This window comes from Pseudomonas sp. GT1P32, from assembly GCF_054897805.1.
Genome location: NZ_CM142704.1, coordinates 2,566,655 through 2,590,893, shown reverse-complemented (window position 1 = coordinate 2,590,893; position 24,239 = coordinate 2,566,655). Strand labels below are relative to the sequence as shown.

The window sequence follows — 24,239 nt, the reverse complement described above, 5'->3', positions numbered from 1 at the left end:
TGGCGCTCGGCCGCGCTATGCTGCGCAGCATTCATTCCAGAAGGACACCTGATTCATGGCAGGAAGCAGTTTACTGTTGCTGATCGACGACATTGCCGCGGTACTCGACGATGTGGCGTTGATGACCAAAATGGCCGCCAAGAAAACCGCCGGTGTGCTCGGTGACGATCTGGCGCTCAATGCTCAGCAGGTCAGCGGCGTACGTGCCGAACGGGAAATCCCGGTCGTTTGGGCGGTGGCAAAGGGCTCGTTTCTCAACAAACTGATTCTGGTGCCGTCTGCGCTGGCGATCAGTGCATTCATTCCGTGGCTGGTCACGCCGTTGCTGATGGTCGGCGGCGCCTACCTGTGTTTCGAAGGTTTCGAAAAACTCGCGCACAAATTCCTGCACGGCAAGGCTGAAGACCAGGTCGAGCATGCCGAGCTTGTCGAAGCGGTGGCGAATCCGGCGGTCGATCTGGTGGCGTTCGAGCAGGACAAGATCAAGGGCGCCATCCGTACCGACTTCATTCTTTCGGCCGAAATCATCGCCATCACCCTCGGCACCGTGGCCGATGCGTCGCTGACCCAGCAAGTCATCGTGCTGTCGGGCATCGCCATTGTCATGACCATCGGCGTCTACGGCCTGGTAGCCGGCATCGTCAAGCTCGATGACCTGGGCCTGTGGCTGACCCAGAAGCCTGGGCAGATGGCCAAAAGCATCGGCGGCGGGATTCTGCGTGCGGCACCGTACATGATGAAAAGCCTGTCGGTGATCGGGACGGCGGCGATGTTCCTGGTCGGCGGCGGGATTCTCACTCACGGCGTGCCGGTGGTTCATCACTGGATCGAAGGCGTGAGTTCGAGCGCGGGCGGCGTCGGATTTATCGTGCCGATGTTGCTGAATGCCGTGGCGGGGATTGTCGCGGGGGCGGCAGTGTTGGCCTGCGTCATGGTGCTCGGCAGGATGTGGCGATCAGCCCGAAGCTAATTGGTTAGAAGCAAAAAAGGCCATTTGATGCGAATCAAATGGCCTTTTTTAGATTTGTATTTGATGATCTGACATCCTCGCGAAATTATTTCGTTCTACCGGCGACCCAATTTCAGTCGCTAATTTACACAGCCGCTTGTCTTTACTGTTATTTATAACAGGTGTAAAACCTCAAAATTTAGAGTTATATGGTTAAGTGTGGCTGAAGTCACTAAATAAGGTTGGCCTTGAGGGAGTCGCTATGTCAAATATTAATTTGAAACTTTTGCATGATGTTGATTTTGGTGAAAGTATTCATGATATGAAAATCAGTCCAGACGGTAAGTTTGCCGCGGTATGTCGTGGAAATACAAAGGTATCGATAGTTGACATCTATACAGGCGTGATCTCAGAAGCCATTTCTTTTGAAGTTCGCCCCACCGCATTATCGTTTAGTAAGGATGGTTTCTATCTGTATGTGGTTCTTGAAGCTGATTCTATTGTTGAGGTTTTTACTGATCGCTGGACTGAAAGTAGGCGCATTGAATGGGAATCTAAACCGTGGGATGTAAAAGTAGTAGCCGGTGAAGATCGTCGTCATGTATATGCTGCATCAAATGGCCGCTTCGATAAAATTGATTTTGAGAATGGTGAGGTTGTAAACAGTCTTCCAATCCTGAATGGGAACAGTGCTTTTGCTTTGCTAGATAATAAAATTGCTTATATCTCGGGGCCAGAAGCACTTCTTGCTTTAGATTTGAAGCGCTGGAAAGTGAGCGTTGTATTGGAATCTGATTATCTCGCCTACGCTAAAGTCGTCACTGTTGATTCGGCTCGTTCGCGTGTATATGTGGGGCGAGACGTAAATGGGAATGGCGTCAGTGCAGTCGATCTTAATACCAATAATATTGTTGTTCGGATAAGTGATATCTATCACATTCAGGATGTTGCTATTGATTCAACAGGTTCACTCGCCTTTGTAGTTGATGGTGGGCCGAGATTGATGTTCGTGTATGATGTGGCTAGTGAGGTTGAAAAGGTTTTGGAGATTGATGTGGGTCGGGCAGGGCAGGTAGCTATTACGAATAATGATAAATATATTTGTATTCGTGAAGGTTCACGATTTAAAGTGTTTGAGCTGCTGTGGGAAAGGGTGTGATGTTCGTAGTTATTATAGCTTGATGTTGCATGTTTCCGGTTGGGGCTGTGTTTTGTTTGGCGGGTGATGTAGTTTCTTGGAATTTCGTGAAGAACCAAATAAAAGGCCATTCGATTCACATCGAATGGCCTTTTTTGTTGCCGATGAATTACTCGGCAATCTGCAACTTGCGCGACTCGGTGTACACGTAACGCACCTTTTCGTATTCGAACGGCGAGTTCAGTTGGCCGTAGCGGAAGCTGGTCTGGTGGCGCTTGTCGATGCTGCGCAACACCCAGATTTCCGGATGGTTGGAACTGACTTCGGAGACGTTCAGGAAGTTAATCGCCGACTCGGCGGTGAAGTCTACGGCCAGGCCGCCGGTGTCACGGATGTTGGATGGGCCGAGGATCGGCAGCACGAAGTAGGCGCCGCCCGGTACGCCGTAGAAACCGAGCGTCTGGCCGAAGTCTTCGCTCTGGCGCGGCAGGCCCATGGCGGTGGCCGGGTCCCACAGACCGGCGATGCCGATGGTGGTGTTGAGCAGCAGGCGCGCGGTGGTTTCCATCGAACGCTGACCCTTGAACTGCAACAGGCTGTTGAGCAGGTTCGGTACGTCGCCGAGGTTGTTGAAGAAGTTGCTGACGCCGGTGCGCAGGAAGCTCGGCGTGATGTAGCGATAACCATCGACCACCGGCAGGAACACCCATTGGTCGAAGCGGTAGTTGAAGTGGTACACCCGGCGGTTCCACTCTTCCAGCGGGTCGTAGACGGCCAGCGCGCTGAGTGTCGAGCGCTCGAATTCGCGCTGGTCCAGGCCCGGGTTGAACTTGAGTTTGCTCAGTGGCTCCTTGAAGCCGTCACTGTCGACGACCACCGGGGCGTTGGCTTTGCTGTTGTCGGCATTGGCGACGCCTGCACAGAGTAACGCTGCGATAAGCAGGAGGTATTTAGCCACGGAAGAACTCCAGCATGGCGTCGCTGTTGACGCGATAGTTAAGGTTGCCGCAGTGGCCGCCCAGTGGATAAACAGTCAAGCGATCACCGAAGGTCTTGCGCAGGAAACCGAGGTCGCCCGGGCCGAGGATCACGTCGTCGGCATTGTGCATGACCGCGATTTTCGGGCTGTCGTGCAGGTAATCCTTCAGGGCATACAGGCTGACCTGGTCGATCAGTTGCAGCAGGCTGCCGCCGTCAGTGCGCGCGCGCCACATCGGGATCACTTGTTCGGTGATGTAGCAGTCGAAGTCGCACTGCAGTGCACGCTTGAGGTACGGCGTGAGGCTGGTGCCTTCGGTGATGGGCGTTTTCGGCGGAGTGATCAGGCCGCGACGGTTGATCAGGTCCGAGGTGAAAGCGATGTCGGCCGCCGAGAAGCGGAACGACGTGCCGATCAGCATGGCCATCTGTTCGTTGGTCAGGTGCTGCTTGGACTGCTGGAAGTCGTAGAGCAGGGCATCGTTGAGGTCGATGTAGCCTTTCTGCTGGAAGTAGCGGGTCAGTTTGTTCAGTACCAGTTCATAGAACGTGGTGGAGTTGGTGATGCCCTTGACCTCTGTCTGGACCAGCTTGTCGAGGTTGGTGATCGAGGTGTAGAGGTTCACCGGCGGGTTCAGCAGCAAGACTTTCTTGAAGTTGAAGCTGCGGCGGGTTTCATCCAGGTGCGCGACAAATGCCGCATCCAGCGCCCCCAGGCTGTAGCCGGTCAGGTAGTAATCGGTGACTGGCAGTTTCGGGTTTTGCGCCCGCACGGCCTGCATCACCCGGTACATGTCTTCCGCGTCATCCTTGGTGATACCCGGTGTGGCAAAGCGTGAAGCGGCGCTCATGAAGTCGAAGCTGGTGGGCGACGACAGCTGCACCACGTGGTAACCAGCCTTGTAGTAGAGTTTTTTCAGGTATTCGTTAAGGCTGCTGTCAAAGCGCGCACCGGTGCCGGCGATCAGGAAGATCAGTGGGGCGGCTTTGTCCTGGGTGGCGATGCGGTAGGTCAGCTTCTTCACTGGCCAGAAGTTGTCCGGCAGTTCGAACTCACGCTCCGGGCGCAACGTGACGGTGCGGGTTTCCTGGTCGATGTCATCGTCCAGCGGCAACTCCGGACGCAGGTCCGGCGGCGTCGTGGCGATGGTCGCCTCGAACGGGTTGGTCAAGGGATAGCCATAACTGGCGGCGTCGATATCGACCGCCAGTGCGGACGCACTCAAGATAAGGCCGCTAAACAGGGCGGCGAAGCGCAAGGAACGGAGCATGACTGGATCCCTTATAGAAAGGTGCCGAATGAAGTTCGCAGGCTATGACCACGGGGGTTGCGCCAAAGTGCCATGTATCGACACCAATCAGGCCTAATTTCAGAGTAATAGTAGCTGGACGATACACTTTGCAGTGATTGAGTGCCCAGTTAACTGTTGTTAAGGCTTGCGTCAGGCTGCCGGGGGATTAAGCTGGCCGCCGTTTTTCGCTGATTGGAGTGCTTCATGTCCCGCCGTTTACCGGTAATTCTGCTGCTTGTTTTGCTGCCTTTATGGCTGGCCGCCAGTTATGGCGCGCGGTATGGCTTCATGGAGGATGCGCAATGGGTCGGCCTCTGCGTGGACGAGGCGAGTCGCTGGGAATGCCTGGTCCGTTCGAACCTGGGCCTGATGATTCATTTCCAGGTGTTGGGTTGGGCGGCAGTGGCCGCCGCCGTGATCGGCTTCGTGTTGCCGGGGCGGGCAGGGTGGTGGTTGGCAGTGTTGGCGCTGGTGTTCGGGTTTCCGGCGTTGGCGTTGTACAACACGACGATGGCGGTGTTTGCGGTGGTGATTGCCGGGTTGCGTCTGGTCCGGGCGTCTCGTAGCGCCTGACAGTCAGTCTTCGCGGGCAAGCCTCGCTCCTACGGGAGCAGATCGTTCACAACATTGATGGACGACTCAGTACCGTAGGAGCGAGGCTTGCCCGCGAAGAGGGTATCCGCCGCGCTGAAGATTATGCCTTGCGAACCCGCAAACAGCGCCACAACGCCGCCACCATCAACACACTCACCAGCGCCCAGCCCCAGGCCTGCTGATTCTGCAAACCTTCGCGATACAGCTGCGGCGCAATGCCGGCACCGATGATGAAGGTCAGAAGCGCGATTTCACGACGCGGCACGCTCACCGGACGGCACAGATAGACCAGCGCGGGCAGAATGAAAGCTACGCTCGGAAAGCTGCGATAACGCGGATCGAACACCAGTTCCAGCATCATCACCGCCGCTGCAAAACCTGCTGTTGCCAGCAACCAGCCGGCCCGACGCTCCAGCACATTAAAGGCCCGTTGACGCCAGCCGCTACGGTCACTCAGTGTCAGCGCTGCATGCACCAGTACCAACAGGTTCAAAGCCGTCAGCAACGCAACCCACAACCATTCACTGGTAAACCGGGTGGTGACGCGTGCCAGATCGCCCCAGGCGCCAATCGAACAGGCAGCCAAAGCGCCAAGCAGCGGTAGCACCAACGCAGAGCGGGTGCTGCGTACTCGACCACCAAGGATCAGCGTGCCAAGGAAAATCATTCCGCCCACCGCCAGCCATTGCGACCAGTACGGCACGTTCGACACCGGACCGGCCAGCACGCCCTTGTCCTGACGGTCGGCGTCAAACAGGCCCCAGTAACCACCAACGGCCCCTTCGCTGGCACGTTTCCAGGGTTGGTCGAAGGCTTCGATCAGGTTGTAGTGCCAGCCTTCCTGCTCGGCCATGATCACAAAGCTGCGAATGAACTTGGCCTCATTGACCCGGCTCGGCAGCGCGGTTTCGCGTTGACGGCCCTCGCTCGGCCAACCGGTTTCGCCAATCATCACGTCCTTGGGCGCGAATTTGTTGCCGAACACCTGACGCACTTCGCGAACATGTTGCAGCGCGGCGTCGATGTTCGACGGATCGTCTTCCCAGTACGGCAGCAGGTGGATGGTCAGGAAGTCCACCGCCGGGGCGATTTCCGGGTGTTTGAGCCAGAACTCCCAGACGTCGGCATAAGTGACAGGTTGCTTGACCTGGCTTTTGACCTTGTTGATCAGCCTGGCCAATTGCGCACCGGTGACTTCCTTGCGCAACAGGGCTTCGTTGCCGACGATCACCGACGTGACCACGTCCGGGTTGGCGTTGGCCGAGGCGATCAGCAGGTCGACTTCTTTCTCGGTGTCCACCGGGTTGCTGTTGACCCACGCACCGATCATCAACTTCAGACCATGCTTGCGCGCCAGATCGGGCAAGGCTTCAAGGCCGGTCATGGAATAGGTGCGAATGCATTCGAAGCGGGTGGCCAGCAGCGCGAGGTCGGCGTCCATGCGCTCGGGGCGCAACTTGAACGGCTGATCGAACGGCGATTGGTCCTTGTCGAACGGCGTGTAGGAGGCGCATTGCAGTTTGTGCGTCGCGCTGGCCACGTCCGGCAGAATCACCGGTTTACCGAGGCCGTACCAAAAACCGCCGAGAGCAAACAGCCCCAGCAGACAGGCAAATAAATAAGCGAAAAAAGGAAAGCGTGATGTCGCGGGCATGGTCAGGCCGTCTGGGAGCAAAGCCGCGCATGTTACCCGCATTTGTCCCGCGCTTGGTGGCCCGCATAATTTTGACATGCAAAGTTCGGGCGGATTGCCCGAGGCCTTTCAGGTGGTCGTGATTAATGGCGTTCTGATGTCGTTTCTCGATGCCTTGAGGTCGCTGACAGCACAGGTTCAGGTTGGCGTCAGGTTGATTATCGATGCGTCAGTGTTCTCATTAATAAAACGCGCTGATGATCGTACGAGTTTGCGGTGAGGCGTGATGGGCGCGCAGTGCACCATAACAATACGTTGACGCGACTCGGCATCCGTCGAGCGCAGCACTTTCGGGGAAGTAACGATGAAGATGCGACGACTTTTAGGCGCGGGTGCCGCACTGGTACTTGCGATTGGCTCCACGATGGCCAATGCCGAGAGCAAAACCCTGAGCATCGGTTACGTTGACGGCTGGTCCGACAGCGTCGCGACCACCCACGTGGCGGCCGAAGTGATCAAGCAGAAACTGGGTTATGACGTGAAGCTGCAAGCCGTCGCTACCGGGATCATGTGGCAGGGTGTGGCCACAGGCAAACTCGACGCCATGCTGTCCGCCTGGCTGCCGGTGACTCACGGCGAATACTGGACCAAGAACAAGGATCAGGTCGTCGACTACGGCCCGAACTTCAAGGATGCAAAAATCGGCTTGATCGTGCCGGAGTACGTGCAAGCTAAAACCCTCGATGACCTGAAAACCGACGACAGCTTCAAAAAACGTATTGTCGGCATCGACGCCGGTTCAGGTGTGATGCTCAAGACCGAGCAGGCAATCAAGGACTACGACCTGACCGGGTACCAACTCAAGGCCAGTTCCGGCGCTGGCATGATTGCCGAGCTGACCCGTGCCGAGAAGAAAAACGAATCCATTGCCGTCACCGGTTGGGTGCCGCACTGGATGTTCGCCAAGTGGAAACTGCGCTTCCTGGAAGACCCGAAAGGCGTTTATGGCGCGGCTGAAACCGTGAACAGCATCGGCAGCAAGGAACTGGCAACCAAAGCACCGGAAGTGGCCAAGTTCCTGAAAAACTTCCAGTGGGCGTCGAAAGACGAAATCGGCGAAGTCATGCTGGCGATTCAGGACGGTGCCAAGCCTGAAGCCGCTGCGAAGGATTGGGTCGCCAAGCACCCGGAGCGCGTTGCAGACTGGACCAAATGATTTGAGCTGACGTTGTTGCTCAGCCCTTCTCGAGGCCCCTTGGCGTTATTGCCAAGGGGCCTTTTGCTTTCTGTAGGAGCCAGCTTGCTGGCGATGGCGTCCGAAAGATCGCCATCGCCAGCAAGCTGGCTCCTACAAATGGCGATTCTGTCATGTCGTTCTAATACTAAGGTCGTCTGGAACCTGCCCCGCAGCCGCATAGAGTGGATACCGTTCCAACAATAATCTGTGCTGCGAGGATAAAAACAATGAACGACAGCATTTACCTCTCGATTCAAAACAGCCCGCGCTTCAAGGAGCTGGTTAGTAAGCGAGAAAGGTTCGCCTGGATTCTTTCGGCGATCATGCTTGGGCTTTACTCCGGTTTCATCCTTTTGATCGCTTACGGGCCGCATATTCTGGGCGCGAAACTCAGCCCTGGGTCATCGATAACCTGGGGCATACCGATCGGTGTCGGGCTGATTCTCTCGGCCTTCATCCTGACCGGGATCTACGTTCGACGCGCCAATGGCGAATTCGACGACCTGAACAATGCGATTCTCAAGGAGGCTCAGCAATGATCCGGCGTCTAATGGCTCTATTGAGCATCGCAGCCTTCGCACCGGGCGCCTGGGCGGCTGACGCCCTGACCGGCGCCGTGCAGAAACAACCGCTGAATATCGCCGCGATCCTGATGTTCGTGGCGTTCGTCGGCGCGACTTTATGCATCACTTACTGGGCCTCCAAGAAAAACAACTCGGCGGCCGACTACTATGCGGCGGGCGGCAAGATCACCGGTTTCCAGAACGGTCTGGCGATTGCCGGTGACTACATGTCCGCGGCGTCCTTCCTGGGTATTTCCGCGCTGGTGTTCACCTCCGGCTACGACGGCCTGATCTACTCGATCGGCTTCCTGGTGGGCTGGCCGATCATTCTGTTCCTGATCGCCGAGCGTCTGCGTAACCTGGGTAAATACACCTTTGCCGACGTGGCGTCCTACCGCCTTGGGCAAACCCAGATTCGCTCGCTGTCCGCTTGCGGTTCGCTGGTGGTGGTGGCGTTCTACCTGATCGCGCAAATGGTCGGTGCCGGCAAGCTGATCCAGCTGCTGTTCGGTCTCGACTATCACGTTGCGGTGATCCTGGTCGGTATCCTGATGTGCATGTACGTGCTGTTCGGCGGCATGCTGGCGACCACTTGGGTGCAGATCATCAAGGCTGTGCTGTTGCTGTCCGGTGCCTCGTTCATGGCGCTGATGGTGATGAAGCACGTCAACTTCGACTTCAACGCACTGTTCTCAGAGGCGATCAAGGTTCACCCTAAAGGTGAGGCGATCATGAGCCCGGGCGGTCTGGTGAAAGACCCGATCTCCGCGTTCTCCCTGGGTCTGGCTCTGATGTTCGGTACCGCTGGCCTGCCACACATCCTGATGCGCTTCTTCACCGTGAGTGACGCAAAAGAAGCCCGTAAGAGCGTGCTGTATGCAACCGGCTTCATTGGTTACTTCTACATCCTGACCTTCATCATCGGCTTCGGCGCGATCTTGCTGGTCAGCACCAACCCGGCCTTCAAAGATGCGGCTGGCGCACTGTTGGGCGGTAACAACATGGCGGCGGTGCATCTGGCCAACGCGGTCGGTGGCAGTATCTTCCTGGGCTTCATCTCGGCGGTAGCGTTCGCGACCATCCTGGCAGTGGTTGCCGGTCTGACCCTGGCCGGTGCTTCGGCGGTGTCTCACGACCTGTATGCCAGCGTGATCAAGAAAGGCAAGGCCAACGAGAAAGACGAGATTCGTGTCTCGAAAATCACCACCATCGCCCTGGCGGTGCTGGCGATTGGTCTGGGTATTCTGTTCGAGAAGCAGAACATTGCGTTCATGGTGGGCCTGGCGTTCTCCATCGCGGCGAGCTGTAACTTCCCGGTGCTGCTGCTTTCGATGTACTGGAAGAAGCTGACGACTCGCGGTGCGATGATCGGCGGCTGGCTGGGTCTGGTCAGTGCTGTTGGTTTGATGGTGCTGGGGCCAACCATCTGGGTGCAGATCCTGGGTCACGAGAAGGCGGTCTTCCCGTATGAATACCCGGCGCTGTTCTCCATGGCCATTGCGTTTGTGGGGATCTGGTTCTTCTCGATTACTGACAAGTCGACTGCTGCGGATAATGAGCGGGCGCTGTTCTTCCCGCAGTTTGTTCGTTCGCAGACTGGGTTGGGGGCGAGTGGGGCGGTTTCGCACTAAGGCTTCAGGATTGTTGATTTAAGTTACGGTAAACAGGAATGCCCCGGTCGAGAGATCGGGGCATTTTTTTTGCTGCATTGCTTTTGTAGGAGCGAGGCTTGCCCGCGAAGGCGGCCTGACAGCCGACCTGTCTTTTGTTGACCGCGTACATATCCATTGCTTCGGTAACGGCCACGTATGGTTTCGCCCTTACGGCGACTCACTTTTTTTCAAACGCCAAAAAAAGTAAGCAAAAAAGGCTCGCCCCGAGCGTCCGGCCCCTCGCCAAGGCTCGGCGTTCCTTCGCTACGGCATTCATCCGGGGGCATCGCCCTCCGGTTGGCTTCGCTGGCACCTACATGCGATGAGTTCGACTGCGTCGAACGGCGCTGCGCGCCAATCCCCGGATGAACACCTCCACTCAGCCTCCCGAAGGGGCGGGTGAGTCAAGATCAAAAGCCAAAGCAAAGCAGCAGCAAAATCAACGACTGGAGTGAGTTCCCCCTGTAGGAGCGAGACCGGCTTGCCGGCGAAAAACGCCCAGACGCCGCGCTCACCCAGACAACCCGCGCCATCGTTGACGTCCATCGCTGGCAAGCCAGCTCCTACAATTTTGACCGTGTGAACCCAATCCCTTGTAGGCGCCGGCTTGCTGGCGATGGCGTTCGGTCAGGCGATAAATGTGTCTACTGACCCTCCGCCATCGCCAGCAAGCCGGCTCCTACAGGGGATTGGTGTACAGGTTCGGAATGAGTGAACGCAGCCAAGAAGGACGGCGCGGGCATCCAAAGTGCCAGGTCGGCTATCAGGCCGCCTCGGCGGCTGTGGCGGTAGTCGCCCCCTCGAGAGGCCGAGCGCAGGTTCTGCGCAGTGGGCAACCCGGCATGGATGCCGGGTTAGCCGCGCACGGCCAGGGATGGCCGATCGCGGCGGGCCCACGGAGCAGGACCGGAGCGAGGGGACCCTGAGCCTTGGCGAAGGGCCGAACGAAAGGGGCAAAAGCGCTTGGTTACTTGCCGCTTTTGCAAGTGACTCGCCGTAAGGGCGAAACCGTCAGCCGCCATTACCGAAGAAATGGATATGCACACAACCCAAAGCGCACAAACAAAAACGGCCTCTATATAAATAGAGGCCGTTCCCGGTACAACTCAACACGCTATCGCAAGAAAGATCTTACTTGCGGTCTTCCAGCTTGGTGATATCACGCGACTCGTAGCCGGTGTACAACTGGCGCGGACGGCCAATCTTGTACGGGCTGGAGAGCATTTCTTTCCAGTGGGAGATCCAGCCGACAGTCCGCGCCAGAGCGAAGATCACGGTGAACATGCTGGTTGGAATGCCGATCGCCTTGAGGATGATCCCCGAGTAGAAGTCGACGTTCGGGTACAGCGAACGCTCGATGAAGTACGGGTCGGTCAGGGCGATCTCTTCCAGGCGCATGGCCAGTTCGAGTTGCGGATCGTTCTGGATACCCAGTTCCTTCAGCACTTCGTCGCAAGTCTTCTTCATCACGGTGGCGCGTGGGTCGCGGTTTTTGTAAACCCGGTGACCGAAGCCCATCAACTTGAACGGATCGTTCTTGTCCTTGGCCTTGGCGATGAACTTGTCGATGTTCGACACATCGCCAATCTCGTCAAGCATGGTCAGAACAGCCTCGTTCGCGCCGCCGTGGGCAGGGCCCCACAGTGCAGCGATGCCGGCGGCGATACAGGCAAACGGGTTGGCACCCGAAGAGCCGGCCAGGCGTACGGTGGAGGTCGATGCGTTCTGCTCGTGGTCGGCATGGAGGATGAAAATCCGGTCCATGGCCTTGGCGAGTACCGGGCTGATCGGTTTGATCTCGCACGGGGTGTTGAACATCATGTGCAGGAAGTTTTCCGCGTACGTCAGGTCGTTGCGCGGGTACATCATGGGTTGGCCCATGGAGTACTTGTAAACCATCGCTGCCAGGGTCGGCATCTTCGCAACCAGGCGGATCGCGGAGATTTCGCGATGCTGCGGGTTATTGATGTCCAGGGAGTCGTGGTAGAAGGCCGAGAGGGCGCCGACTACGCCGCACATGACGGCCATCGGGTGGGCGTCGCGACGGAAGCCGTTGAAGAAGGTCTTCAACTGCTCGTGAACCATGGTGTGGTTCTTGACGGTGCTGACGAACTGGGCCTTCTGTTCTGCGGTCGGCAGTTCGCCGTTGAGCAGCAGATAGCAGGTTTCCAGGTAGTCCGACTTTTCAGCCAGCTGTTCGATCGGGTAGCCGCGGTGCAGCAGAATGCCGTTGTCGCCGTCGATATAGGTGATCTTCGACTCGCAGGAAGCGGTCGACATGAAACCAGGGTCAAAGGTGAAACGGCCCGTGGCCGTCAGGCCCCGAACATCGATAACATCGGGACCAACGGTGCCGGTTAAAATGGGCAGCTCGACGGGGGCTGCGCCCTCGATGATCAACTGCGCTTTTTTGTCAGCCATGTGGCCTCCTATTTATGCTTGAAATCATCAGACAGACCCCCCACGCAGGGCCCGCACCACTATAGTGAGATAAATTCGAATGTCAATTTGCCTAAAGTCTTGCTCCAGAAGGCTTTAACCGGACTTTTTCCTCGAAATTGACTGCCATTTACGCCTTTTATCCAACTTGTGCAATGCGCTATTAGGGGAAGGTGAACGCGTTGTCATTAGTAGCCTAACTGTCTATACTCGGCCACCGACCGCCAAGGGCTTTTGGGCTTGCTTTCATTGGGGGTCGCATCCCTGGGTGGTGGTTACCTGACCAGTGCACTCCCCAACAACTTTGCCCTGATTGTTAGGGGCTCTTCAGTGTGAAAAAAAAGCCGTGAAAAGCCAACGACCTGTAAACCTAGACCTAAGGACCATCAAACTCCCAGTCACTGCTTACACGTCCATTCTTCACCGTATTTCCGGTGTCATCCTCTTTGTCAGCCTGGCCATCATGCTTTACGCATTGGACAAGTCGCTGAGCTCCGAGGAAGGCTTCGGTCAGGTGAAAGCGTGTCTGACCAGTCCGCTAGCCAAGCTAGTGATTTGGGGCATCCTGTCCGCTCTGCTGTATCACCTGGTAGCCGGTGTGCGCCATTTGATCATGGACATGGGCATCGGTGAGACGCTGGAAGGCGGCAAGCTGGGCTCGAAAATCGTTATCGCCGTTTCCGTGGTGGTAATCGTTCTGGCAGGAGTTTGGATATGGTAACTAACGTCACGAACCTGTCGCGTTCGGGCCTCTATGACTGGATGGCGCAACGCGTTTCTGCGGTCGTTCTCGCGGCTTACTTCATCTTCCTGATCGGATACGTCGTTGCCCATCCTGGCATCGGCTACGCCCAATGGCATGAACTGTTCGCCAATAACTGGATGCGTATCTTCAGTCTCCTGGCCCTCGTTGCCCTCGGCGCTCACGCCTGGGTCGGCATGTGGACCATCGCGACCGACTACCTGACGCCAATGGCGTTCGGCAAGTCCGCGACCACTGTACGTTTCCTCTTCCAGGCAGTATGCGGCGTTGCGATGTTCGCTTACTTCGTCTGGGGTGTGCAGATTCTTTGGGGTATCTGAGTCATGTCTACTACTGTTAATACGCTTTCGTTCGACGCCATCATCATTGGCGGCGGCGGTGCTGGCATGCGCGCTGCGCTGCAGCTGGCACAAGGCGGTCACAAGACTGCCGTTGTCACCAAGGTTTTCCCGACTCGTTCGCACACCGTATCCGCCCAGGGTGGCATCACCTGCGCCATCGCCTCCGCTGATCCGAACGATGACTGGCGCTGGCACATGTACGATACCGTCAAGGGTTCCGACTATATCGGTGACCAGGACGCTATCGAATACATGTGTTCCGTAGGCCCGGAAGCGGTCTTCGAGCTCGAGCACATGGGCTTGCCGTTCTCCCGTACCGAACAAGGCCGCATCTACCAGCGTCCGTTCGGCGGTCAGTCGAAAGACTTCGGTAAAGGTGGCCAGGCTGCACGTACGTGCGCCGCTGCCGACCGTACCGGTCACGCACTGCTGCACACCCTGTACCAGGCCAACCTGAAGGCCGGCACCGTATTCCTCAACGAATACTACGGCGTCGACCTGGTTAAGAACGAAGACGGTGCCTTTGTCGGCATGATCGTCATCTGCATCGAAACCGGTGAAACCTCCTACGTTCGCGCTAACGCGACCGTATTGGCGACTGGCGGTGCAGGCCGTATCTACTCGTCCACCACCAATGCCCTGATCAACACCGGTGACGGCGTCGGCATGGCTCTGCGTGCTGGCGTGCCGGTACAAGATATTGAAATGTGGCAGTTCCACCCGACCGGCATCGCCGGCGCCGGTGTACTGGTTACAGAAGGCTGCCGCGGTGAAGGCGGTTACCTGATCAACAAGCACGGCGAGCGTTTCATGGAGCGTTATGCTCCGAACGCCAAAGACCTTGCTGGTCGTGACGTTGTTGCTCGTTCGATGGTTAAAGAAATCATCGCCGGCAACGGTTGCGGTCCGGATGGCGACCACGTAATGCTGAAACTTGATCACCTCGGTGAAGAAGTTCTGCACAGCCGTCTGCCAGGCATCATGGAACTGTCCAAGACCTTCGCCCACGTCGATCCAGCCGTGGCGCCGATTCCGGTCGTTCCAACCTGCCACTATATGATGGGCGGCGTTGCCACCAACATTCATGGCCAGGCAATCACTCAGGACGCTGACGGCGTTGACCAGATCATTCCTGGTCTGTTCGCAGTAGGCGAAGTGGCGTGCGTATCGGTTCACGGTGCCAACCGTCTGGGCGGCAACTCGCTGCTCGACCTGGTGGTATTCGGCCGTGCGGCCGGTCTGTTCCTGGAGCAGACCCTGAAAGAAGGCGTTGATTACGCCCGTCCACGCCAGTCCGACATCGACGCTGCCCTGGCACGTCTCGATGGCCTGAACTCGCGTACCGAAGGCGAAGACGTCGCTACCCTGCGTAAAGAGCTGCAAAGCTGCATGCAGAACTACTTCGGTGTATTCCGTACCGGCGAATACATGCAGAAGGGTATCGCTCAGCTGGCTGATCTGCGTGGCCGTATCGCCAACGTCAAGATCAACGACAAGAGCCAGGCGTTCAACACTGCTCGAATCGAAGCCCTGGAACTGCAGAACCTGCTGGAAGTGGCCGAAGCCACCGCCATCGCTGCAGAGATCCGCAAAGAGTCCCGCGGCGCTCACGCCCGTGAAGACTACGAAGATCGCGACGACGAAAACTGGCTGTGCCACACCCTGTACTTCCCGGGTGACAAGCGCGTGACCAAGCGTGCTGTGAACTTCTCGCCGAAGACTGTTCCGACTTTTGAACCTAAGATTCGGACTTATTAAGGGTGGCCGCCATGTTGCAAGTCAGTGTTTATCGCTACAACCCTGATCAGGACGCCGCGCCGTTCATGCAGGAATTCCAGGTCGATACCGGTGGTAAAGACCTGATGGTGCTGGACGTGCTGGCCCTGATCAAAGAGCAGGACGAAGGTTTCTCCTATCGTCGCTCTTGCCGTGAAGGCGTTTGCGGTTCCGACGGCATGAACATCAACGGCAAAAACGGCCTGGCGTGCGTCACGCCGCTGTCTTCTGTCGTAAAAGGTAACAAGCTGATCGTTCGTCCGCTGCCAGGTTTGCCGGTTATCCGTGACCTGGTCGTCGATATGAGCATCTTCTACAAGCAATACGAAAAGGTTAAGCCATACCTGCAGAACGACACGCCGGCTCCGGCCATCGAACGTCTGCAGACCCCTGAAGAGCGTGAAAAGCTCGACGGTCTGTACGAGTGCATCCTGTGCGCTTGCTGCTCGACCTCTTGCCCGTCCTTCTGGTGGAACCCGGACAAGTTCCTGGGTCCAGCTGCTCTGCTGCAAGCGTATCGCTTCCTGGCAGACAGCCGCGACACCAAGACTGCCGAGCGTCTGGCTTCGCTGGATGACCCGTTCAGCGTATTCCGCTGCCGCGGGATCATGAACTGCGTCAACGTCTGTCCGAAAGGCCTGAACCCGACTAAGGCCATCGGTCACGTACGTAACATGCTGCTGCAAAGCGGCGTGTGATTCAGCTGCTGTACCCGTAGGACCGCTGTACCCGTAGATGCTACGGCGCAGGCTTCAACCGGCGCCGTAGTTTTAACCTGAGCAGCAGCTCACAAAGCTGCCGCTCTTATTTTGAAGAAATGAGACAAGCAGGGGCATCCGGGCTGGTACCCGGACTATCAGCGTGATCCTAAGTGGCTTGTTTTGGTCGCTGCATTCGGACTTCTGCAAGTTTGCTCGGTGTCGACGCCGATGGTGTTCCCCTAACCGAGGGTGACCAAGCATGCAAGAAAGCGTGATGCAGCGCATGTGGAACAGCGCCTACCTTTCCGGAGGTAACGCTGCCTATGTGGAAGAGCTTTATGAGCTCTACCTGCACGACCCTAACGCTGTGCCAGAAGAGTGGCGCACCTACTTTCAGAAGTTGCCGACCGAAGGCAACTCTGCCACCGATGTTTCGCACTCCACAATTCGCGATCATTTCGTCTTGCTGGCAAAGAACCAGCGCCGCGCCCAACCGGTTTCCGCCGGCAGCGTGAGCAGTGAGCACGAGAAGAAGCAAGTTGAAGTGCTGCGATTGATCCAGGCCTACCGTATGCGTGGCCACCAGGCAGCCCAGCTTGACCCGCTGGGACTGTGGCAGCGTCCTGCACCTGCAGACCTGTCAATCAATCATTACGGCTTGACCAATGCCGATCTTGATACGACCTTCCGTGCCGGCGACCTGTTCATCGGCAAAGAGGAGGCGAGCCTACGCGAAATTCACGAAGCGTTGCAGCAGACATATTGCCGCACCATCGGCGCTGAATTCACGCATATCACCGATTCCGAGCAGCGCCAGTGGTTCCAGCAGCGTCTGGAAAGCGTGCGTGGTCGTCCGACGTACTCCGCCGACATCAAGAGCCACCTGCTCGAGCGCGTCACTGCCGGTGAAGGCCTGGAAAAATACCTGGGCACCAAATACCCGGGCACCAAGCGTTTCGGTCTGGAAGGCGGCGAAAGCCTGATTCCGATGCTCGACGAGTTGATCCAGCGTTCCGGTTCCTACGGCACCAAGGAAATCGTGATCGGCATGGCCCACCGTGGTCGTCTGAACGTGCTGGTCAACACCTTCGGCAAGAACCCGCGCGAGCTGTTCGACGAGTTCGAAGGCAAGAAGAAGGTCGAGCTGGGTTCCGGTGACGTTAAATACCACCAGGGCTTCTCGTCCAACGTGATGACCGCCGGCGGTGAAGTTCACCTGGCCATGGCGTTCAACCCGTCCCACCTGGAAATCGTATCTCCAGTGGTCGAAGGTTCGGTTCGCGCCCGTCAGGATCGTCGTAACGACCCTACCGGCGAGAAGGTTCTGCCGATCTCCATCCACGGTGACGCGGCATTCGCCGGTCAGGGCGTGGTGATGGAAACCTTCCAGATGTCGCAGACCCGCGGTTTCAAGACCGGCGGCACCGTGCACATCGTGATCAACAACCAGGTCGGTTTCACCATCAGCAACCCGCTGGACTCGCGTTCCACCGAGTACGCGACCGACGTTGCGAAGATGATCCAGGCGCCGATCCTCCATGTGAATGGTGATGATCCGGAAGCCGTGTTGTTCGTGACCCAGCTGGCCATCGACTACCGCATGCAGTTCAAGCGTGACGTGGTGATCGACCTGGTCTGCTACCGTCGTCGCGGCCACAACGAAGCCGACGAGCCTAGCGGCACCCAGCCTCTGATGTACCAGCAGATCACCAAACAGCGCACCACCCGTGAACTGTATGCCGATCGCCTGACTCAGAGCGGTGTGCTGGATGTTGAGCGTGTTCAGTCGAAAGTCGACGAATACCGCAACGCGCTGGACAACGGTCTGCATGTTGTAAAAAGCCTGGTCAAAGAGCCGAACAAAGAGTTGTTCGTGGACTGGCGTCCGTACCTGGGCCACGCCTGGACTGCACGTCACGACACGCGTTTCGATCTGAAGACCTTGCAGGAACTGTCCGCCAAGCTGCTGGAAATTCCAGAAGGCTTCGTGGTTCAGCGCCAGGTTTCGAAAATCTACGAAGACCGTCAGAAGATGCAAGCCGGCGGCCTGCCGATCAACTGGGGTTACGCCGAAACCATGGCGTACGCGACCCTGGCGTTCGAAGGTCACCCGATTCGCATGACGGGTCAGGACATCGGTCGCGGTACGTTCTCGCACCGTCACGCTGTCTTGCACAACCAGAAAGACGCGGGTACCTACATCCCGTTGCAGAACCTGTACAACGGCCAGCCACGTTTCGACCTGTACGATTCGTTCCTGTCCGAAGAAGCGGTTCTGGCGTTCGAGTACGGTTATTCGACCACCACGCCTGAAGCGCTGGTGATCTGGGAAGCCCAGTTCGGCGACTTCGCCAACGGTGCCCAGGTGGTTATCGACCAGTTCATCACCAGTGGCGAGCACAAGTGGGGCCGTCTCTGCGGTCTGACCATGCTGCTGCCGCACGGTTATGAAGGTCAGGGTCCGGAGCACTCGTCGGCTCGTCTGGAGCGTTACCTGCAGCTGTGCGCCGAGCACAACATTCAGGTAGCCGTACCGACTACGCCGGCTCAGATCTACCACTTGCTGCGTCGTCAGGTGATTCGCCCGCTGCGCAAGCCATTGATCGTTCTGACTCCGAAGTCGCTGCTGCGTCACAAGCTGGCCATCTCGACTCTGGAAGATCTGGCCGAAGGTTCGTTCCAGACCGTTATCCCGGAAATCGATGCACTGGACCCGAAAAAGGTCGAGCGCGTTGTTCTGTGTAGCGGCAAGGTCTACTACGACCTGCTGGAAAAACGCCGTGCCGAAGGTCGTGATGACATCGCCATCGTGCGTATCGAGCAACTGTACCCATTCCCTGAGGACGACTTGAAAGAAGTCCTGGCTCCTTACACCAACGTCAAAAATGCCGTGTGGTGCCAGGAAGAGCCGATGAACCAGGGTGCGTGGTACTGCAGCCAACACCACATGCGTCGTAGCATCAGCAATCTCAACAAGTCTCTCGTACTTGAGTACGCGGGCCGTGAGGCTTCTGCTGCACCTGCATGCGGTTACGCATCGATGCACGCTGAGCAGCAGGAAAAACTGCTGCAAGACGCCTTTACTGTTTAACGCCTTCGCGCACCTGAAACCGAATTTAAGGACTCACAGATAATGGCTATCGAAATCAAAGCCCCCACTTTCCCGGAATCGGTTGCCGATGGCACCGTTGCCACCTGGCACAAGCAACCGGGCGACGCTGTAAAGCGTGACGACCTGATCGTCGATATCGAAACCGACAAGGTTGTGCTGGAAGTGTTGGCTACTGCTGACGGCGTGCTGGGCGCTATCGTCAAGAACGAAGGCGACACCGTTCTGTCCGACGAAGTCCTGGGCTCCATCGAAGCGGGCGGCGCTGCTGCCGCTCCAGCCGCTGCCGCTGCTCCGGCTGCTGCACAGGCTGCTGCTCCAGCCGCCGAAGGCGAAGACGATCCTGTTGCTGCACCGGCTGCTCGCAAGCTGGCTGAAGAAAACGGCATCAACATCGCTTCCGTTGCCGGCACCGGCAAAGGCGGTCGTGTGACCAAGGAAGACGTGGTTGCAGCTGTTGCTGCCAAGAAAGCCGCTCCGGCTGCCGCGCCTGCCAAGGCTGCCGCTCCTGCTGGCGCTGCTCCTGTGTTCGCCGCTGGCGACCGCATCGAGAAGCGCGTACCGATGACCCGCGTTCGCGCTACCGTGGCCAAGCGCCTGGTAGAAGCTCAGTCGAACATGGCGATGCTGACTACCTTCAACGAAGTCGACATGACCGAAGTCATGGCCCTGCGTTCGAAGTACAAGGACCTGTTCGAGAAGTCCCACAACGGCGTACGCCTGGGCTTCATGTCGTTCTTCGTCAAGGCTGCCACCGAAGCGCTGAAACGCTTCCCGGCTGTCAACGCATCGATCGACGGTAGTGACATCGTTTACCACGGCTACGCTGACGTCGGCGTTGCAGTGTCCAGCGACCGCGGTCTGGTTGTACCGGTTCTGCGTAACGCCGAACTGATGAGCCTGGCTGAAATCGAAGGCGGCATCGCCACCTTCGGCAAGAAGGCTCGCGACGGCAAACTGTCCATGGACGAAATGACCGGCGGTACGTTCACCATCACCAACGGTGGTACCTTCGGTTCGATGATGTCGACTCCGATCGTCAACCCGCCGCAAGCGGCCATCCTGGGCATGCACAACATTCTGCAGCGTCCTATGGCGATCAACGGTCAGGTCGTAATCCGTCCGATGATGTACCTGGCTCTGTCCTACGATCACCGTCTGATCGATGGCAAAGAAGCTGTGACCTTCCTGGTTACCATCAAGAACCTGCTGGAAGACCCGGCTCGTTTGCTGCTGGATATCTGATTTCGTTGCATGGGCCGTGCAGGATGGCGGCCCGTCTGTAATGACCAGCTTCGTCCCACGACGGTCCCCATAAGGGGCCGTCCGGTTTGATTCGAGAAGGAATGACACATGACTCAGAAATTCGACGTGGTAGTGATCGGCGCGGGCCCTGGCGGCTACGTGGCTGCCATTAAAGCAGCGCAACTGGGCCTCACCACTGCCTGCATCGAGAAATACACCGACAAGGAAGGCAAACTGGCCCTCGGCGGTACTTGCCTGAACGTCGGCTGCATTCCATCCAAGGCGCTGCTGGACAGCTCCTGGAAATACAAGGAAGCCAAAGAAGGCTTCGCGATCCACGGTATCAATCACGCTGGCGTGACCATGGACGTGTCGGCAATGGTTGGCCGTAAAGCCAACATCGTCAAAGGCCTGACCTCTGGCGTTGCCACCCTGTTCAAGGCAAACGGCGTCACTTCCCTGCAAGGCCACGGCAAACTGCTGGCCGGCAAGAAAGTCGAACTGACCAAGCCAGACGGCAGCGTTGAAATCATCGAAGCCGAGAACGTGATTCTGGCTTCGGGTTCGCGTCCGATCGACATTCCACCGGCTCCGGTTGACCAGAAAGTGATCGTCGATTCGACCGGCGCACTGGAGTTCCAATCCGTACCTAAGCGTCTGGGCGTTATCGGCGCTGGCGTAATCGGTCTGGAACTGGGTTCGGTATGGTCGCGCCTGGGCGCTGAAGTGGTTGTTCTGGAAGCGCTGGAGAAGTTCCTGCCGGCTGCTGATGACGCCGTTTCCAAAGAAGCCTACAAAACCCTGACCAAACAAGGTCTGGACATCAAGCTGGGCGCTCGCGTCACCGGTTCCAAAGTGAACGGCGACGAAGTCGTTGTGAACTACACCGACGCCAACGGCGAACAGAGCATCACCTTTGACAAGCTGATCGTTGCCGTTGGTCGCCGTCCAGTGACCACCGAACTGTTGGCTGCCGACAGCGGTGTGACCATCGACGAGCGCGGTTTCGTATTCGTTGACGACCAGTGCGCCACCAGCGTACCGGGCGTTTACGCGATCGGTGACGTGGTTCGCGGCATGATGCTGGCGCACAAGGCGTCCGAAGAAGGCATCATGGTTGTTGAGCGCATCAAGGGCCACAAAGCGCAAATCAACTATGACCTGATCCCTTCGGTTATTTATACTCACCCGGAAATCGCATGGGTCGGCAAAACCGAGCAGACCTTGAAGGCTGAAGGCGTTGAAGTTAACGTTGGCACCTTCCCGTTCGCAGCCAGTGGCCGTGCCATGGCAGCCAACGACACCGGCGGTTTCGTGAAAGTCATTGCCGATGCCAAGACTGATCGCGTATTGGGCGTCCACGTGATTGGCCCGAGCGCTGCAGAACTGGTTCAGCAGGGCGCGATCGGTATGGAATTCGGCACCAGCGCTGAAGACTTGGGCATGATGGTTTTCTCCCATCCGACCCTGTCTGAAGCCTTGCACGAAGCAGCTCTGGCAGTGAATGGCGGCGCCATCCACATCGCCAACCGCAAGAAGCGTTAAGACAATAAGAAACCACGGCGGTATGGCCCGTCGTGAGCCTTGCATGCAAGACTCACCGCGGAATATCCGCTGGACGCAGTCTTGCGTAGCTGCACCGGTTGTCCGGAAAGGCTACGCAAGCAGCAGTCACAGGTGGTGCGGCACTTGAACAAGTGCAGCACCGAATGCGCAGTACCTAACGAAGACGGTAATAAGCATGAATCTTCACGAGTATCAGGGTAAGCAGCTGTTCGCTGAATACGGCCTGCCAGTTTCCACCGGTTATGCGGTAGACACCCCGGAAGCAGCAGCAGAAGCTTGCGACAAAATCGGCGGCACCGAGTGGGTTGTCAAAGCCCAGGTCCACGCTGGTGGTCGCGGTAAAGCGGGCGGCGTAAAGCTGGTTCGCAGCAAAGAAGACGCCAAAGCCTTCGCACAGCAGTGGCTGGGCAAGCGTCTGGTGACTTACCAGACTGACGCCAATGGTCAGCCAGTCACCAAGATCCTGGTTGAATCGTGCACTGATATCGCTAAAGAGCTGTACCTGGGCGCTGTCGTTGACCGTTCGAGCCGTCGTATCGTGTTCATGGCTTCCACCGAAGGTGGCGTGGACATCGAGAAAATCGCTCACGACACTCCAGAAAAAATTCTGAAAGCCACTATCGATCCACTGGTTGGCGCTCAGCCATTCCAGGGTCGCGAGCTGGCATTCCAGCTGGGTCTGGAAGGCAAGCAGGTTGCTCAGTTCGCCAAGATCTTCGTAGGTCTGGCCAAGCTGTTCAAGGATCACGACCTGGCTCTGCTGGAAGTGAACCCGCTGGTGATCAAGGCTGACGGCGATCTGCATTGCCTCGACGCCAAAATCAACATCGACGCCAACGCCATGTACCGTCAGCCTAAGCTGAAGACTTTCCACGATCCGTCGCAAGACGATCCGCGCGAAGCGCACGCTGCCAAGTTCGAACTGAACTACGTAGCGCTGGAAGGCAACATCGGTTGCATGGTCAACGGTGCTGGCCTGGCCATGGGTACCATGGACATCGTCAACCTGCATGGCGGCAAACCAGCCAACTTCCTCGACGTTGGCGGCGGTGCTACCAAAGAACGCGTTACCGAAGCTTTCAAAATCATTCTGTCCGACACCAACGTCGCTGCAGTACTGGTTAACATCTTCGGCGGCATCGTTCGTTGCGACATGATTGCCGAAGGCATCATCGGTGCAGTGAAAGAAGTCGGCGTGAAAATCCCGGTTGTTGTTCGCCTTGAAGGCAACAACGCTGAGCTGGGCGCTAAAGTACTGGCAGAAAGCGGTTTGAACATCATCGCTGCTACCAGCCTGACCGACGCTGCTCAACAAGTCGTTAAAGCTGCGGAGGGCAAATAATGAGCGTCCTGATCAATAAAGACACCAAAGTTATCTGCCAGGGTATTACCGGTTCGCAAGGTAGTTTCCACACCCAGCAAGCCATCGAGTACGGCACCAAGATGGTTGGTGGTGTAACTCCTGGTAAAGGCGGCACCGAGCACCTGGGTCTGCCAGTGTTCAACACCGTGAAAGACGCTGTAGCTGCCACTGGCGCCACCGCCAGCGTGATCTACGTTCCGGCTCCTTTCTGCAAGGACTCCATCCTGGAAGCAGCATTCGGCGGCATCAAGCTGATCGTTTGCATCACCGAAGGCATTCCTACCCTGGACATGCTGGACGCTAAAGTTAAGTGCGACGAGCTGGGTATCACCCTGATCGGCCCTAACTGCCCAGGCGTGATCACTCCAGGCGAATGCAAGATCGGCATCATGCCAGGTCACATTCACTTGCCAGGCAAGGTCGGTATCGTTTCCCGTTCCGGCACCCTGACCTACGAAGCTGTTAAGCAGACCACTGACGCCGGTTTCGGTCAGTCGACTTGCGTCGGCATCGGCGGTGACCCGATCCCGGGTTCGAACTTCATCGACATCCTGAAGCTGTTCCAGGAAGACCCGAAGACCGAAGCGATCGTGATGATCGGCGAGATCGGCGGTTCGGCTGAAGAAGAAGCGGCTGCCTACATCAAGGCACACGTGACCAAGCCGGTTGTTTCCTACATCGCTGGTGTGACTGCTCCTCCGGGCAAGCGCATGGGCCATGCTGGCGCAATCATCTCTGGCGGCAAAGGCACTGCAGACGAGAAGTTTGCTGCCCTGGAAGACGCAGGCGTTAAAACCGTGCGTTCGCTGGCAGACATCGGCAAGGCTTTGTCCGAGCTGACCGGTTGGGCTGTCAAGTAAGCCTCGCGCTTAACTGACGCTTCACCAAACAAAGGCCACC

Annotated in this window: 19 protein-coding genes; 15 read left to right on the top strand and 4 right to left on the bottom strand. The window is 57.4% G+C overall.

The genetic code is table 11. From position 1 onward, the window contains the following. The first annotated feature begins 55 nt into the window (after positions 1 to 55). A complete protein-coding gene (locus ACYZUC_RS11835; protein ID WP_461995864.1) occupies positions 56 to 970 on the top strand; it encodes a DUF808 domain-containing protein in 915 nt (304 codons plus the stop codon). A 241-nt stretch (positions 971 to 1,211) separates the two neighbouring features. Continuing rightward, positions 1,212 to 2,108 carry a YncE family protein gene (locus ACYZUC_RS11830; protein WP_461995863.1) on the top strand — a complete coding sequence of 299 codons (897 nt, stop codon included), beginning with the start codon at positions 1,212 to 1,214 and terminating at the stop codon, positions 2,106 to 2,108. A gap of 148 nt (positions 2,109 to 2,256) precedes the next feature. Here ACYZUC_RS11830 and ACYZUC_RS11825 read toward each other — a convergent pair whose 3' ends face one another. Continuing rightward, on the bottom strand, positions 2,257 to 3,045 hold the full coding sequence (locus tag ACYZUC_RS11825) for an MlaA family lipoprotein (protein WP_461995861.1): 789 nt from the start codon (positions 3,043 to 3,045) through the stop codon (positions 2,257 to 2,259). Then, positions 3,038 to 4,336 carry a serine/threonine protein kinase gene (locus ACYZUC_RS11820; RefSeq protein WP_461995859.1) on the bottom strand — a complete coding sequence of 433 codons (1,299 nt, stop codon included), beginning with the start codon at positions 4,334 to 4,336 and terminating at the stop codon, positions 3,038 to 3,040. Before ACYZUC_RS11820 ends, ACYZUC_RS11825 begins: the two co-directional genes overlap by 8 nt. Positions 4,337 to 4,561: 225 nt before the next feature. On the opposite strand from ACYZUC_RS11820, the gene ACYZUC_RS11815 reads away from it, so the two are divergent. After that, the gene (locus ACYZUC_RS11815) at positions 4,562 to 4,930 is read left to right on the top strand and encodes a hypothetical protein (RefSeq protein WP_461995857.1); all 369 of its coding nucleotides are present in this window, start codon (positions 4,562 to 4,564) and stop codon (positions 4,928 to 4,930) included. Between the two features lie 121 nt (positions 4,931 to 5,051). Here the strand turns inward: ACYZUC_RS11815 and ACYZUC_RS11810 are convergent, their stop codons facing one another. After that, a complete protein-coding gene (locus tag ACYZUC_RS11810) occupies positions 5,052 to 6,647 on the bottom strand; it encodes a glycoside hydrolase family 17 protein (protein WP_008026761.1) in 1,596 nt (531 codons plus the stop codon). 301 nt (positions 6,648 to 6,948) lie between these two features. Between ACYZUC_RS11810 and ACYZUC_RS11805 the strand changes: the two genes are divergently transcribed. The 3 genes from ACYZUC_RS11805 (at position 6,949) to ACYZUC_RS11795 (ending at position 10,015) form a co-directional block, all read left to right on the top strand. Next, positions 6,949 to 7,800, top strand: a complete 852-nt coding sequence (locus tag ACYZUC_RS11805) for a glycine betaine ABC transporter substrate-binding protein (protein WP_008026760.1) — start codon at positions 6,949 to 6,951, stop codon at positions 7,798 to 7,800. 248 nt (positions 7,801 to 8,048) lie between these two features. Then, positions 8,049 to 8,360 (top strand): DUF485 domain-containing protein, encoded by a 312-nt coding sequence (locus ACYZUC_RS11800; protein WP_150630181.1) that lies wholly within the window; start codon positions 8,049 to 8,051, stop codon positions 8,358 to 8,360. Beyond that, positions 8,357 to 10,015, top strand: a complete 1,659-nt coding sequence (locus tag ACYZUC_RS11795) for a cation acetate symporter (RefSeq protein ID WP_461995854.1) — start codon at positions 8,357 to 8,359, stop codon at positions 10,013 to 10,015. The genes ACYZUC_RS11800 and ACYZUC_RS11795 overlap by 4 nt, the downstream gene beginning before the upstream one ends. A gap of 1,152 nt (positions 10,016 to 11,167) precedes the next feature. On the opposite strand, the gene gltA is transcribed toward ACYZUC_RS11795, so the two are convergent. Further along, the gene (gltA, locus tag ACYZUC_RS11790) at positions 11,168 to 12,457 is read right to left on the bottom strand and encodes a citrate synthase (RefSeq protein WP_008032658.1); all 1,290 of its coding nucleotides are present in this window, start codon (positions 12,455 to 12,457) and stop codon (positions 11,168 to 11,170) included. 364 nt (positions 12,458 to 12,821) lie between these two features. Between gltA and sdhC the strand changes: the two genes are divergently transcribed. From sdhC to sucD, 9 genes are all read left to right on the top strand, one after another. Beyond that, positions 12,822 to 13,196, top strand: a complete 375-nt coding sequence (sdhC, locus tag ACYZUC_RS11785) for a succinate dehydrogenase, cytochrome b556 subunit (protein ID WP_017127965.1) — start codon at positions 12,822 to 12,824, stop codon at positions 13,194 to 13,196. Continuing rightward, on the top strand, positions 13,190 to 13,558 hold the full coding sequence (sdhD, locus tag ACYZUC_RS11780) for a succinate dehydrogenase, hydrophobic membrane anchor protein (protein WP_461995852.1): 369 nt from the start codon (positions 13,190 to 13,192) through the stop codon (positions 13,556 to 13,558). The genes sdhC and sdhD overlap by 7 nt, the downstream gene beginning before the upstream one ends. A gap of 3 nt (positions 13,559 to 13,561) precedes the next feature. Further along, positions 13,562 to 15,337, top strand: coding sequence for a succinate dehydrogenase flavoprotein subunit (gene sdhA, locus ACYZUC_RS11775; RefSeq protein ID WP_008032662.1), 1,776 nt, complete (start codon positions 13,562 to 13,564; stop codon positions 15,335 to 15,337). An 11-nt stretch (positions 15,338 to 15,348) separates the two neighbouring features. Continuing rightward, a complete protein-coding gene (locus ACYZUC_RS11770) occupies positions 15,349 to 16,053 on the top strand; it encodes a succinate dehydrogenase iron-sulfur subunit (RefSeq protein ID WP_010456852.1) in 705 nt (234 codons plus the stop codon). A gap of 262 nt (positions 16,054 to 16,315) precedes the next feature. Continuing rightward, positions 16,316 to 19,147, top strand: a complete 2,832-nt coding sequence (locus tag ACYZUC_RS11765; RefSeq protein WP_008032666.1) for a 2-oxoglutarate dehydrogenase E1 component — start codon at positions 16,316 to 16,318, stop codon at positions 19,145 to 19,147. Between the two features lie 42 nt (positions 19,148 to 19,189). Continuing rightward, on the top strand, positions 19,190 to 20,410 hold the full coding sequence (odhB, locus tag ACYZUC_RS11760; protein ID WP_461995849.1) for a 2-oxoglutarate dehydrogenase complex dihydrolipoyllysine-residue succinyltransferase: 1,221 nt from the start codon (positions 19,190 to 19,192) through the stop codon (positions 20,408 to 20,410). A 108-nt stretch (positions 20,411 to 20,518) separates the two neighbouring features. Continuing rightward, entirely contained in the window at positions 20,519 to 21,955 is a 1,437-nt protein-coding gene (gene lpdA / locus ACYZUC_RS11755; protein WP_008032670.1) for a dihydrolipoyl dehydrogenase, read from the top strand. Positions 21,956 to 22,151: 196 nt separating this feature from the next. Continuing rightward, entirely contained in the window at positions 22,152 to 23,318 is a 1,167-nt protein-coding gene (gene sucC / locus ACYZUC_RS11750) for an ADP-forming succinate--CoA ligase subunit beta (protein WP_007898980.1), read from the top strand. Continuing rightward, on the top strand, positions 23,318 to 24,199 hold the full coding sequence (gene sucD, locus ACYZUC_RS11745) for a succinate--CoA ligase subunit alpha (protein WP_214381631.1): 882 nt from the start codon (positions 23,318 to 23,320) through the stop codon (positions 24,197 to 24,199). Before sucC ends, sucD begins: the two co-directional genes overlap by 1 nt. Positions 24,200 to 24,239 lie beyond the last annotated feature (40 nt).